We start from the raw sequence: 13557 nt of genomic DNA, 5'->3' as shown, positions 1-13557 counted from the left end.
TTTATGGAGGGGTAATGATGAGAGTAACGCGTGAAGGTCATTTATTACAGCTAACTTGGATGCCAAGAGTGTTTCCTGTGAATTGTTACATCATTGAGGAAGAGAATGAGTTGACTTTGATAGATGCGGCAATGCCGTTCAGTGTAAAAGGAATTATAGATACCGCAGCGAAGCTTGATAAAAAGATCACTCGTATTATATTGACGCATGCTCATGACGATCATATAGGTGCACTGGATGAGCTAAAGAGACAGCTTCCAGAGGCTCAGGTGTACATTTCAGAAAGGGATGCAGCATTGCTTAGTGGAGATCGTTCACTTCGTGAGGGAGAACCTCAGACTCCTATAAAGGGAGGCGTGCCCAAGAAGGTAACAACGAGACCAGATGTATTGCTCTATGATGGAGATACCATTGGTTCATTAACAGCAATTCTAACTCCTGGTCATACCCCTGGATCTATGTCTTTCATTGATTCACGAAGCGGCGCTGTTATCGTTGGAGATGCTTTTCAAACCTTCCGGGGAACTGCAGTTTCAGGAACCATAATTCCTTGGTTTCCGTTTCCGGCTATGGCAACCTGGAGTAAAGATCAAGCATTAAAGAGTGCAATTAAGCTTCTAGAGGCTTCCCCGACTATACTGGCTACTGGACATGGAGACTTACTTAGAAACCCAGTACAAACCATGGAGAAAGCTATTCATAAAGCAAAAATGATTCAAGATAGGAGTAATTAAAATGTCACCTAGAGCAGGATTAGATCGTCGTACGCTTGTTATTGCAGCAGCAGAAATCGCCGATCATGAAGGGATAGAGGCCGTAACCTTAGCCGCATTGGCTAACAAATTAGGTGTTCGTTCTCCGTCTTTATACAATCACATTAACGGGCTACAGGAATTGCGCACACAACTTGCAATTTATGGACTAGGGGAGCTTTCCAATGCAATGAACAACGCAGCTAAAGGCTTTAGTGGAGACGCCGCTGTACAGGCGATGGGGCGAGCGTATGTGGACTTTGCTAGAAGCAGACCTGGATTATACGAGACAACGTTGCGAGCCCCTGAACAGGCAAATACGGAGCTGGAAACGGCAAGTGATCATATTTTGAAGCTTATTATTCATGTGATGAAGGATTATCAATTGGGTGAGGAAGGAGAAATTCATGCAGTACGCGGGTTACGAAGCATTCTGCATGGCTTTGCCTCTTTGGAACAAAAGGGCGGTTTTGGAATGGCGCTTGATACGAATGTAAGCCTATCTCGGCTCATCAGTACTTATATTGCTGGGATCGGAAATATGAAGTCTAAATAATGGAGTGCATAGGAGATGATGTTGTGATCTATAAGGGATATGAAGAGGAAAGTGTTATCACCTTTGAGGAAACTGCAGAAATCGTTACCAAGATTGGGATTTTGCCGCTTGCCACTCTGATTCCTGAGCACCCATCTTTAAATGGATTAACGAAAGCGGAGAATTGGCATACGGGTTCAGAGCTAGATCCATGGTCATGGCGTGTAAGGTTTCCTGGTGAAGGCCTGGCTGGATACGGTAAATTTGTTAAGAAGAAAGCTATCTTGGTCTCTAGGGAGTGGTTTCCAGCATTTGTGGCAGCTGTAGGTAGTACTAAATCTATAGAAGAACGTTATAATGACGGATTGGCCAGCAGAGAAGCAGTGACTTTACTGCAAATTATCCGTGAACATCAAGGGATTGATACGCGTATACTTCGTGTTGAAGCTGATATGAAGGCTAAAGAAAAGAAGACGGCTTTTGATAATGCGGTTACGGAGCTTCAGGCATCGCTGGACATCGTTATTTCAGGTGTAAAAGAACGCCAAAATGCAGAAGGTGAGAAAAATGGCTGGAGCAGTACCTCGTTTGAGACTGTAAGTCACTGGATGGAAGATAATGGTCTTTCCTCATTTGAAGGCGATAGAGAAGAGGCAATAGCTTGGCTACATTCCAAAATGAATGGCATATGGTCGCCTACAGCAATAGCCTGGACGAACAAAGTATTCTCATGGAAATAAAAACGGTTAATCACTACTCCCATGAGAGTGATTAACCGTAAGCGTTTTCTAATAAAATCATATCCATCACATTATTGTTCCAACATAGGTGCCAAGTAAGCAATCAGGAAATACAAGAATCCGAAAAACAGCATAACATAGGCGGTATATTTGATTGCATTAGATGCAACAATTCTTGAATCCACCGGTGCTTGAATTTCGAGCTGTTCTTCTTCAACGCTGTCAATTTCATTGGATATTGGGTCTCTCAACATGATAATCCCCTCCTTGGAAATTAGATCCTTAACTGTATTGTGACATATTTGTGAACGGAAATCAACAATAGTGTGAACAAATATTGAACTTTTATTCAAATTTGGACTATTTATTTTCTGGATATCTAGTATGCAATAAAAAACAACCTGCTTTTGTCCTCGGAAGAGGAACCAAGCAGGTTGTTTGTCATTTTATTTATTCAATAATTTAAGCGAACAATTTAAGCCCAATCTCCATCACGGAAGATAGGTACGGTTGTTCCATCATCCTTAATACCATCAATGCTCATTTCAGGTGAACCCATCATAAAATCAACATGTGTATGGCTTTGGTTCATTCCTTTTTCCTGCAATTGTTCTTTGGTCATTGTCGTACCCTCTTGAAGGGTAAAGGCATATGCTGCACCTAACGCCAAATGGCAGGAGGCATTCTCATCATATAATGTGGTGTAATATAGAATTCCGCTCTCGGAGATCGGGGAGTGGAAAGGCACCAAAGCGACTTCTCCAAGATAAGCAGAGCCTTCATCTAACGCGATAAGGGAAGCTAGCGTTTCTGAACCTTTTTCAGCGGTGAAATCCGTTACTTTGCCGTTCTCAAAGGTGAGGGTGAAATTATCAATAAGATTACCCCCATAGCTAAGCGGCTTAGTGCTGCTTACCTTACCATTCACACCAGACTTCAGTGGGGCAGTAAACACTTCTTCTGTAGGGATATTGGCTAGGAAAGGAACTCCTTTGCCATTGACAGCTCCTGCTTGACACCAAATATGCCCTTCTGGTAGCTCAATCGTCAAATCGGTTCCATGTCCTGTATAGTGCAGCTTGCGGAACTTATTATCATTCAAAGCAGTACAACGTGCTTTCAGGCCATCTAAATGTTGACTCCATGCTTGAATAGGGTCAGCTTGATCCGCACGTGTAGCTTTAAAGATAGCATCCCATAGCAAATCAATCTGCTGATCAGGTGATGCTTCAGGGAATACCTTTGCCGCCCACGATGCTGATGGGAATGCTACAATACTCCAGCTTACGTGATTCCCCATTAACAACTCACGATATGGAGCTAATGTCTGTCCAGAGATCCGCTGATTATCCGCAATTCTTCCTGACTCAACACCGCTCAATAGATCTGGATTCGTTGAAGTTATCGATAGAAATGCTGCACCTTTTTTAGCTAGATCTTCCAATTCATCTGCTTGCCATTGTGGCGGTTCCAAAAAGGAATCGGATGGAGCGAGGTCATAACGAGTACGTGTAACAACCTCATCACTATAATTAACCTTGACGAGCTTCGCACCCGCTTCATAAGCTTTACGTACTACAAGTCGCACTAGTTCTGCGGAAACGATGTCGGAATTTACAACAAGGGTCTGTCCAGGTTGGATATTAACCCCAATCTTCACTGCCAGCAATGCATAATTCTCCAGTTTTTGCTTGAAATCCAACATAGTTTCTACTCCTTTCAATATCTCTAGTCTTTATTTCATATTTACAGTTATTAGAACGCCCAGTTTCCATTAAGGAATACAGGTTCTTCTGTTCCATCAGCAGTAATTCCGTAAATATTCATCTCGGCAGAACCGATCATGAAATCCACATGGGTAACGCTATTATTCAATCCATGTGCAATCAGTTCATCCGGAGTCATATCTTTACCGCCTTCTAAACAGAAAGCATAAGCCATACCTATAGCTAGGTGATTGGATGCATTCTCATCAAACAAGGTATTGTAATAAAGAATATTGGACTCTGAGATTGGGGACTTATGTGGAACTAATGCAACTTCACCTAGGTATTTTGCTCCTTCATCCATACTAATGAGGTGCTCTAGTGCTTCTTGTCCTTGCTCTGCACTAACACTAACAATTTGTCCGTTCTCAAAAGTAATAGAGAATCCATCGATAATGTTGCCGCCATGGCTAAGAGGTTTGGTGCTTCGTACGGTGCCATTTACACCAGTCTTTAGAGGAGCGGTAAATACTTCCTCGGTAGGCATATTGGCTACAAAAGAATGACCTTTCGCATTAATGCTGTCACCTTGTGCCCAAATATGACCTTCTGGAAGCTCGATGCTTAGGTCCGTACCAGGTGCTATGTAATGCAGTTTCTTATATTTTTTTGCGTTGAGTACATTTGCTTTTTGATCTAAGGTGTCGAGATGTTCTTGCCATGCAGCTACTGGATCTTCACGATCAAGACGTACGGTGTGGAAAATAGCTTCCCATAGCTTACTTACACGTTCTTCAGCTGGAACATTCGGGAATACTTTATCCGCCCAAGCCTGACAAGGTACGGCAACAATACTCCAGCTAACTTTGTCGGACATTTGCATTTCACGATATTTGGTGAGTGCGGCTCCCCGTACTTTTTGATAATTTGAAATGCGTACAGGATCAATACCTTTAAGTGCATCAGGATCTTCCGCGATCACGTTAAGAATAGCCGCACCCTTCTCGGCGAGTTCGGTCATTTCACCTGCGTACCAAGTAGGAGGCTCAGTGAACACTTCTGGTGCAGCATGTTCAAACTGCTGGCGTGTAATGCTTGCATCACTCCAGTTCACCTTCACCAAGCTTGCTCCAATCGCATATGCCTTGGCGGTAATCATACGAACGAAATCAGCTGCAAGAATCGGTGCATTCACCACCAGAATTTGCCCTGGTTGAACGTTAACCCCAATTTGCACAGCTAAATCTGCATATTTACTAAGCTTTGCCTCGAAATCAGTCATCGATATTTCCTCCAATTACTAATAGTTTGGTACTTTACAAGTATTGTACTAAATTATTAACCGCCGGATGAAAAAAGTCAATTACATGGAATTTACAGTGTAAATTGAGGAATTACATTCATTTCAATGCTATACTGAGAGGGGAAATGATTTGATGAATGGAAGGAAGATTAGCGGATGAATTTAGAGATCGTAAGTGCTGAAATGAGCCGTAAAGAGGATAAAAGCTATGTAGGGAGGACGATATTTACTCTCGAAAACCATAAGGCTCCATATGAGATTACTTTTTTCAGTACAAGAGGAACGGAATGGGATTACAGCCTAAGCTTTGCTGGTGAGCCTGGAAGTGAAGAGCAGTTCTTAGAAACTGACGCGCTACTTGAAAATGATGACGATGTATACAATCAATTGCTTGATGCCGCACTAGATAAACAAGAGATCGTTGAAGAGTAAAACATACAAGTGTTGATTGATTACCAGCGGCAATATTCATTGCCGCTGGTTACATCTCGCCTTATCCGATTGTAATCTTACCTTCAGGATATCTGTAAAGTTCCTTACTACCCTTAGGTTTGAGTGCATAAGCTAGAGTAAGCGGACCTGTCCGACCCAGAAACATTAGAAAAATAATGAGCACTTTACCCGCCGTAGTCAATTCTGGAGTAAGTCCCATGGAGAGACCAGAAGTCCCGAATGCAGATACGGATTCAAAGAGTACAGCAAGAAAGTCAGCCTTTTCTGTCACGGATAACAACATCGTAGCAATGACCACTAACATTAGAGACATCAGTGTCATCGTCACGGCTCTATAGACATTTTCTTTGGCGATCCGATGACGAAACATTACAATATCCTCTTTACCCCTTAGTCTTGCAGAAACCGCAGCCACTAGAACAGCGAACGTAGTAATCTTAATTCCCCCACCAGTAGATCCAGGCGCAGCCCCTATGAACATTAGCAGAATCATTAGAAATTGCGTTGATTCCCGCATCAGTGGAATTTCAATTGTAGTGACGCCACCTGAACGTGGTGTTATCGCTTGTAAAAATGTAGCCATCATCTTTCCACCTGCACTCAAGGGCTTCAGTGTAGAATTAAATTCTAGTAAGAAAAATAGAGCAGCCCCAATGACAATCAATATCATAGAGGTCGAAAGAACAACCTTAGAATGTAGAGTAAGCTTTTTGCGTTTTGGAAAGTCAAAAACATCAGATAGGACGATAAAACCGACCCCTCCAAGAAAGATGAGAATCATTGAGGTGAAATTCACTATAGGATCATTTACAAAACGAGTAAGTCCACTAAAGGGCCCATGAATGTCACCGAATAAATCAAAGCCTGCATTATTAAAAATAGATATGCTGTGAAAAATTCCATAATATACAGCTTTCCCGAAAGGCATGTCCATCATAAACCTACCGGCAAACACGATGGCACCTGTGAGCTGAATAACAAGGGAATAGATCAGGACTCTGCGGATCAACTGGACAATACCTTGCATGGAATTCTGGTTCATAGATTCTTGCATAAGAATTCGCTCTTTAAAGGATATTCGTTTATTAAGGACCAAAGTAATCAAGGTGGCCATCGTAATAAAACCCAATCCCCCAAACTGAAATAATACGAGTAGAACAACTTGTCCAAAAGTAGTCAACTGTGTGCCCGTATCAATGACTGCCAGACCTGTAACACAGGTTGCCGATGTAGCCATGAATAATGCATCAATAAAAGAAATATGCCCTTCTACTGAGGCGACCGGCAAACTAAGTAAAAAAGTTCCGGCAGTGATAAGTATTACAAATCCTAGTGATAAGACTTTTGGTGGAGTTAATTTCAATCCACCGAAGTTCAGATTAGCCAATTCAATTCTCCTGTCATACGTGAAATTAGAGTAGTGCACACAAAATTATAACATAACTTGCCAGACCTTCCCTAAGTGGAGGGAGGTAATTGACATATTTTATCGAATTATTCTAGAATAACACCCTATTCTGCAACTTTAAAGAGGAGGCTTTCTTAATGGTGGTAAGTCCGATTCTGAATCAGATTGGTGCAGTTTTTATTCCGGTAAAGGATATTGAGAAATCCAAAGAATGGTATTGCCAGTTGCTTGGTTTGCCTTTGGATGGTGAAGTATTATTCGGGCACCTATACGTGATCCCCATGCAAGGACCAGAAATCGTATTAGACAGCAAAATTTACACTTCTGAGTCCGTTCTTAATATCCCCTCTTTTCATCTAAATACCGAGGATATTGATGCTGCTTATGACTATGTGAAAGCAAATGGCGGGGAGATTCTTACGGATATCGAGCATGATCATTGGTTTAATTTTAAAGATCCGAATGGCAATGTTATCATGGTCTGCCGTTGTTAAGAACGATTAAGAAAGGAATAAGCAAATGATAAGAGAGGCTGTTCCTGAAGACGCATTGTATATTGAAAACTTATATCGAATGTTGTTGCCTGAGCAGACAGCTATACAAGTGTCACCGGACCGACTGAAGCGGATAGCTGACAATACGGATAATTTTCTTTATGTGTACGAAGAAGAAGGGACTATTGTTGGGACGCTTCATCTTCATTTATGTATGGATGCTTTATGTGACGATCGACCCTTTGCTGTCCTTGAAAGAGTCATCATATCACAAGAGGTGAGAGGGAAAGGATACGGTGCGAAACTAATGAGATACGCTGAGCACGTAGCCACCTCTAGGGGCGCCCTTAAGATCATGCTATCGAGTGCGGTCAGAAGAGAGGATGCACATCAATTTTACGAGCATCTTGGATACAATAGCAGCTCCAGTAAGCTGTTCAAAAAGTACTTATAGCTATTTATGATTGGAAGTGATGACATGATGGTTACACTTAAAGTGCTGATACCAGAGGATGCAGAAGAATTACTTCGTTTACAGCATCAGTTGGATCAGGAATCCAAATTTATGTTATTAGAGCCGGATGAACGACAATCCAGTCTAAATCAGGTCAAAGAGATGATCGAAAGCTTCGCTTTAGCAAATACTTCAATCCTTATTGGGACAGAGGTTGATATGACCCATAATGAGCTAGCTATGTCGCTATATATCAAAAATGGGTTTGAGATCGAAGGGACGAAAAGAAAATCACTTGTAATTGATGGCCAATGGATAGATGAATATTACATGAGTAAGATTTTGATAAAAGAAAAAAGGATAGAGGATCAGATTTAATCTGATAACTCTATCCTTTTTTTATGATTAAAAGCTTATGAATTCTCAAGCTCTGACGATTCAGTGTCACCAGTGGTCTCAATGATGACCTCAACCTTGCGTACACGGTATCTGTTCATTTCACGAATGATTAAGGTTACGTTGTCATGTACAATGCTTTTGCCAACGGCCGGATCTGGGATATGACTGTATAACCAGCCTCCAATCGTTGTCACTTCCTCATGTTCGAAATCAAGACCGGTAAGCTCCTTGACCTCAATTAAAGATACCTTACCATCGAACAGATAATTTGTATCGCTTAGTTTCTCAATTTCTCTGCGCTCATCACCGTCAAATTCATCTCGAATTTCACCAACGATTTCTTCCAAAATATCTTCAATCGTGATGAGTCCAGACGTTCCACCATATTCATCAAGCAGCAGGGCGATATGCACCCGCTCCAACTGCATACGTGTTAAAAGGTTCTTAACAGGTGTTACCTCAGATACGGTTAGGACTGGCTGAATCAAGCCTTTGAAATCAAAATCAGGGTTATTGTCATATTGCAAATAAAGCTGTTTCGTATTAATCATTCCGATGATATTATCCTTGCTACCTTCTGCAACCGGGAAGCGAGTATATTGTTCCTTACGAATAATCTCGAAATTTTCTTTCAATGAATGATTGGTGAAAAGACATACCATATCCGTTCGTGGAACCATGATTTCTTTGGCCAACATCTCGTCAAAAGTAAAGATACGGTTGACATAGCCATATTCAGCTTTATTGATTTTTCCACTTTCATAGCTTTCGGATAAGATCAAACGAATCTCATCTTCACTATGAGCGTCTCCATGCTCACTGGCAGGCTTCATCCCGAAAAGGCGAACAAGCAGATTTGCGGAACCATTCATAAACCAAATGAGTGGGTACAAAATTCTGTAGAACCAAATAATCAGCGGTGATGTAATTTGACCGATTTTTTCCGGAATGTTTATAGCTACTGTCTTCGGAGCAAGTTCCCCGACAACGACGTGTAGGAATGTTGCAATGACGAATGCGAATAAGAACGCAAGAGGGTGACTCACACTTGGACTAATATTAGCCCAGTCGAATACCGGAAGGAGCAACTGCTCAAACGCTGGCTCTGCCAGTGCACCAATACCCAGTGCAGTGATTGTAATCCCGAGCTGACAAGCGGATAAGTATCCGTCAAGATTAGCAGACACTCGTTGTACAGCTAGCGCGTTCTTCTTTCCCTCGATCACCATCTGACTGATCTGACTACCTCTAAGTCTCACCAATGCAAATTCCGTTGCTACAAAAAAAGCGGTTAAAATAATCAAAATAGCCACCAACGTCAAACTAAGTCCTATACCCATATAATCTTTACCATCCCTTTCGTTCCTAAAATAGGTTATACTCATATTATGAGTTCTTATGAACTATTCTACGAACTTTTCAGAGAAATATCAAATGGTGGAGGGAAACAGATATGGAATCATTTGCATTGACTCGTGTGGAGATGTCCAGTCTTCTGCTCTCATTGACCGGATTATCAGACCGGAAACCGCTGAATATCCTCCAAGAGGCATGGACTAAATTTCATCTTGATGAAGTACAAAAGGGGACTTCGTTACCCGCTTTTTTATCTACAGATGTTCCACCCATTTTTCAAAAGATCATTAAGGGGCATGATGTAAAAGGCTTTTCACTCGGTGAAATTGCTTCATTAGGCCATCTAATAGAGTATTCCACTTTGACTGTGACTACTATGCAAAATTGGGTGAAGCGTGATTTTAAGGAGTATCTCGGTTCTCCAAGAGAAGGAAAGAAGTATTCAGTTAATCAGGCAGCACTTCTGTTTATGATCGATGATCTCAAATCGGCCCTAAATTTCGAAAGTATTCGTCAGCTATTCCGATTAATGTTCTTAAAGCCAGATCGAGACGATGATGATCTTATAGAACCGACAAAGCTGTATTACGCATATGCTGGGCTGTTTGAAGAGATCAAGAGCAATCCAACTATACAAACCCAATGTAAAGTAGATCAACTTTTACACAAGGAGTTCTCCTGGAAAGAAGATTCCCTGCTTAGAAGTTCCACAGATCGTGTGATCAATCGGCTGACGCATCTTACGAGATCTCAGAGAGAGTCTGTCCGCAACATACTTCTGATAGCCACGATAGCTGTTCAGACCTGTTATTTTCAATCGCTTGCCAGACAATACTTTAATGCAGCTTTATTTCTTGATTTTTGAACGCTTCAATTTTAATATGTATAAGTGAAACAATCAAAAGTAAGTTTCATAAGATATATGTTGGATATAAGGGGGCTTAGAAGTGAATCAAATGACACTGCTGCGGAATCCGAAGCAAAGGAAATTACTCTTCAGTGCAGGCTTAAGCTGGATGTTCGACGCGATGGACGTCGGGATGATTTCTTTTGTTGTAGCGGCTTTAGCCAAGGATTGGAATCTGGGACCGGAGCAGATAGGTATATTGACAAGTATTAACTCCGTGGGCATGGCTGTGGGTGCTGCAGCAGCAGGGATATTAGCCGATCGTTTTGGACGTAAACCGATACTTCTATGGACACTCCTAATTTTCTCGGCTGCGAGTGGGTTATCGGCTTTTGCAACAGGCTTCGGAATACTCTGTGTACTTAGATTTATCGCTGGATTTGGACTAGGTGGGGAGCTGCCCGTCGCCTCAACATTAGTGTCTGAAAGTATGCCTGCCCGTGAGAGAGGCCGTGCGGTTGTGCTGCTGGAGAGCTTTTGGGCGGTTGGATGGATCGCTTCTGCTTTAATTGCATTCTTCGTGATTCCTGATTATGGCTGGCGTGTAGCATTCGGTATTGGTGCTGTTCCTGCTCTATACGCTCTTTACTTAAGACGTGCTATAGACGATTCACCGAAGTTTGCTGAGATCAAGAAGGCGCCTGTATCCTTGAAAAAACGTATCACAACAGTATGGTCACCAGAGTATCGTCGTTCTACGATTATGCTGTGGATTTTATGGTTTACTGTAGTGTTTTCGTATTATGGGATGTTTCTATGGCTACCTACAGTTATGGTACTTAAAGGCTTCAGCTTGGTTAAAAGCTTCGAATACGTGCTTATCATGACGCTAGCTCAGCTGCCGGGTTACTTTACTGCCGCTTACTTCATCGAAAAGTTCGGACGTAAGTTTGTCCTGGTCATCTATATGCTGTTCACTGCCGTTAGTGCGGCATGGTTCGGAAATGCAACTACAGAAGGCATGCTGATGGCGGCCGGGATTTGCTTATCGTTCTTTAATCTCGGAGCATGGGGTGGCATGTACGCTTATACACCAGAGTTGTACCCAACAACTATTCGCTCAACAGGCGCTGGTTTAGCGACTTCCTTTGGCCGGATTGGCGGCATCATCGCTCCTTTGTTAGTAGGGGTGCTGGTAGGTAAATCTATAGCGATTGGCTCGATCTTCATGTTATTTTTTGTAACGATTATTATCGGTGCGTTAGCGGTGCTCTTCCTAGGAAAAGAGACAAAGGGAACGGAGCTCCTGTAAAGGATAATTCTTCATTACATACTTGATGTTAATCTACCAACAATGCTAAAATTTAATAAGAACAAAACGGTTCCTTCACAGTTGTGAACAGGGCCGTTTTTTTTAACATTAGAAACTATATTTTTAGGGCCCCCGCAAAGAAGGCGTTATGCTTGCATTAGTCCTTCTTTTATAAGAACGGAGCGATCGAACATGAGTAAGGATAGGAATCAGCCTCATTTCACGGAATTAGTCTGGGAAAGTACGGAACAAAATGTTCCTATTCCCACGCGAAATTCATCAGAACCAGCGCTGCCAAAGTTATCTACTGCAAATGTAGGGAAGCCTAAAGCGTCGTCTGAACCTTCTTTACAGCTTCAGCTTTGGGATCTGGAGACCGACACGCCGGAGCCTGTGACAACTACCGAAGGTCAGTTTGTAGCTAGAGCGATGGAGCTGGAACATAGAACCGAGGATTCGGCGCTATTTATTCCTTTTAAGAGTTACTGGCCAACGTATGGTCATATGACAGGCACGCAAAGTAGATGGTATTTTTTTTGGCGCAATGAAGTTAGACAGGGTAGATATCCGAAAACGGATCTTTCATATATTTTTCTGCACGTGTATGAGCTTATTAATGGTGTAGGTTGGCAAGATCCTTATGATGGCTATAAGCAGCTCAGTCAAATCTGGGAAGCTTATCGTGAAAATTATAAACGTCTGGATCAATATTTGGGTGGTTGGATCGCAGACTTCTCGTTTGTTCATCATTTGGATGTGCCTCTATCTTTAATCGTTGCTCGTTCACGCGGTCTTGCCGGAGATCTGGCAGAGCTAGAGTTAGAGAGATGTCTTACTGTAGCTCCTGAGCAGTTAACCTTTACGGTATTAACAGCAATGTCAGACTACGATATTAGTAAATCGAAGTTTTATATGGGGGAAGGTAAAGAAGCCCTTGAACGATATATTCCACAGGTAGTGGCATTAATCAACGCTTATGTCAGTCGGAAACATGGCTCGAATTTGGTTGAAATGTTCCCACCAGGCCCCTCAGTAATGAGGGAGCGTTATTTATTTCGTAGCGCCGTATATGATATTTCGCTATATGGTTATTCAGTGCTTATACCGGTTGTGCGTATCAGTAAATCTCCACCGCTTCGCAGTTTGATTACAAGGCTATTCCGTTTGACTGAGAATAAATTACGGGAACTGCTGGGGTATCGAGGACGGCTCAAAGGGGTTAATGTGGATGCGGATATGGATGACCTTATCACTCGTTTTCTGAAGCGGGAATTTGAGAAAGAGAAACAGGAAGATAAGGGGCCGGCAGTAGTTATTGATCGTGAGAAGCTTGAAAGGCTGCAGAGTGATTCCGAGATTGTACGAACTATGCTTACGGTTGAGGAAATGAATGAGCTGGAAGAACTTGAGGATAGCGGTTTTGAGATTACTAATGAGGAATCCGAGCTTGAAGAAGTAGTAGAAAAAGAAGAATTTGAAGATATTGAAGATGAAATCATTGTACCGCTTCAGTCTCCTGAGCCTGAATTAACTATAGAAGAAATTCAATCTGCTAACGTAGATACGGAGTGGGAGCAGTTCTCTAATGCTTTAAGTCCACTCCAACACGAAGCTCTGATTGCGTTTATGAACGAGGATGGAACACAAACCATACAGAAGATAGCGGCTGCAAATGGCACGATGTCAGAACTCTTGATTGATGAGATCAATGATATCGCAATGAACATTCTAGGTGATTTGATCATAGATGGTGAAGAAATTGCAGAAGAATATAAAATTCATCTGCTTAATATTTAAT

At 42.0% G+C, this 13557-nt stretch carries 15 protein-coding genes; 10 read left to right on the top strand and 5 right to left on the bottom strand.

Annotation, left to right across the window (positions count from 1 at the left end):
- Positions 1–17 precede the first annotated feature (17 nt).
- Genes NST34_RS16860 through NST34_RS16850 form a run of 3 tightly spaced genes read left to right on the top strand, consistent with a single transcriptional unit; the run spans position 18 to position 2027 of the window.
- A complete protein-coding gene (locus tag NST34_RS16860) occupies positions 18–734 on the top strand; it encodes an MBL fold metallo-hydrolase (protein ID WP_341129560.1) in 717 nt (238 codons plus the stop codon).
- 1 nt (position 735) lies between these two features.
- Positions 736–1308 (top strand): TetR/AcrR family transcriptional regulator, encoded by a 573-nt coding sequence (locus tag NST34_RS16855; RefSeq protein ID WP_042188592.1) that lies wholly within the window; start codon positions 736–738, stop codon positions 1306–1308.
- 23 nt (positions 1309–1331) lie between these two features.
- Positions 1332–2027 carry an AlkZ-related protein gene (locus tag NST34_RS16850; RefSeq protein ID WP_256721584.1) on the top strand — a complete coding sequence of 232 codons (696 nt, stop codon included), beginning with the start codon at positions 1332–1334 and terminating at the stop codon, positions 2025–2027.
- 71 nt (positions 2028–2098) lie between these two features.
- Here NST34_RS16850 and NST34_RS16845 read toward each other — a convergent pair whose 3' ends face one another.
- The 3 genes from NST34_RS16845 to NST34_RS16835 form a co-directional block, all read right to left on the bottom strand.
- Entirely contained in the window at positions 2099–2281 is a 183-nt protein-coding gene (locus tag NST34_RS16845; protein WP_042128123.1) for a hypothetical protein, read from the bottom strand.
- Positions 2282–2502: 221 nt separating this feature from the next.
- Positions 2503–3732 (bottom strand): aminopeptidase, encoded by a 1230-nt coding sequence (locus NST34_RS16840; protein WP_341060940.1) that lies wholly within the window; start codon positions 3730–3732, stop codon positions 2503–2505.
- 50 nt (positions 3733–3782) lie between these two features.
- Positions 3783–5015, bottom strand: coding sequence for an aminopeptidase (locus tag NST34_RS16835; RefSeq protein WP_076298703.1), 1233 nt, complete (start codon positions 5013–5015; stop codon positions 3783–3785).
- 177 nt (positions 5016–5192) lie between these two features.
- Between NST34_RS16835 and NST34_RS16830 the strand changes: the two genes are divergently transcribed.
- Positions 5193–5468 carry a hypothetical protein gene (locus NST34_RS16830; RefSeq protein ID WP_042188584.1) on the top strand — a complete coding sequence of 92 codons (276 nt, stop codon included), beginning with the start codon at positions 5193–5195 and terminating at the stop codon, positions 5466–5468.
- 61 nt (positions 5469–5529) lie between these two features.
- Here NST34_RS16830 and NST34_RS16825 read toward each other — a convergent pair whose 3' ends face one another.
- Complete coding sequence (locus NST34_RS16825; protein WP_081393020.1) at positions 5530–6876, bottom strand: TrkH family potassium uptake protein; 1347 nt, start codon at positions 6874–6876, stop codon at positions 5530–5532.
- 161 nt (positions 6877–7037) lie between these two features.
- Here NST34_RS16825 and NST34_RS16820 point away from each other — a divergent pair, with 161 nt between their 5' ends.
- From NST34_RS16820 to NST34_RS16810, 3 genes are read left to right on the top strand one after another with little or no spacing between them, the layout of a single operon-like run.
- Positions 7038–7391, top strand: a complete 354-nt coding sequence (locus NST34_RS16820) for a VOC family protein (RefSeq protein ID WP_042193979.1) — start codon at positions 7038–7040, stop codon at positions 7389–7391.
- Between the two features lie 25 nt (positions 7392–7416).
- The gene (locus NST34_RS16815; protein ID WP_341128340.1) at positions 7417–7845 is read left to right on the top strand and encodes a GNAT family N-acetyltransferase; all 429 of its coding nucleotides are present in this window, start codon (positions 7417–7419) and stop codon (positions 7843–7845) included.
- A gap of 6 nt (positions 7846–7851) precedes the next feature.
- Positions 7852–8223, top strand: a complete 372-nt coding sequence (locus tag NST34_RS16810; RefSeq protein ID WP_179086658.1) for a hypothetical protein — start codon at positions 7852–7854, stop codon at positions 8221–8223.
- 35 nt (positions 8224–8258) lie between these two features.
- On the opposite strand, the gene NST34_RS16805 is transcribed toward NST34_RS16810, so the two are convergent.
- A complete protein-coding gene (locus NST34_RS16805; RefSeq protein WP_042188579.1) occupies positions 8259–9584 on the bottom strand; it encodes a hemolysin family protein in 1326 nt (441 codons plus the stop codon).
- A gap of 113 nt (positions 9585–9697) precedes the next feature.
- On the opposite strand from NST34_RS16805, the gene NST34_RS16800 reads away from it, so the two are divergent.
- The 3 genes from NST34_RS16800 to NST34_RS16790 all read left to right on the top strand — a co-directional run bounded on the left by NST34_RS16800 (position 9698) and on the right by NST34_RS16790 (position 13556).
- Complete coding sequence (locus tag NST34_RS16800) at positions 9698–10465, top strand: DUF1836 domain-containing protein (RefSeq protein WP_042188578.1); 768 nt, start codon at positions 9698–9700, stop codon at positions 10463–10465.
- A gap of 91 nt (positions 10466–10556) precedes the next feature.
- Positions 10557–11759 (top strand): MFS transporter, encoded by a 1203-nt coding sequence (locus tag NST34_RS16795; protein ID WP_042193977.1) that lies wholly within the window; start codon positions 10557–10559, stop codon positions 11757–11759.
- A gap of 192 nt (positions 11760–11951) precedes the next feature.
- Positions 11952–13556: a TerB N-terminal domain-containing protein gene (locus NST34_RS16790; protein ID WP_341128339.1), complete on the top strand. Its 1605-nt coding sequence runs from the start codon at positions 11952–11954 to the stop codon at positions 13554–13556.
- Position 13557 lies beyond the last annotated feature (1 nt).

This window comes from Paenibacillus sp. FSL H7-0714 (assembly GCF_038003765.1).
GTDB lineage: Bacteria > Bacillota > Bacilli > Paenibacillales > Paenibacillaceae > Paenibacillus_AQ.
The sequence above is the reverse complement of the archived record's forward strand: the minus strand, read 5'-3'. Positions and strand labels throughout refer to the sequence as shown.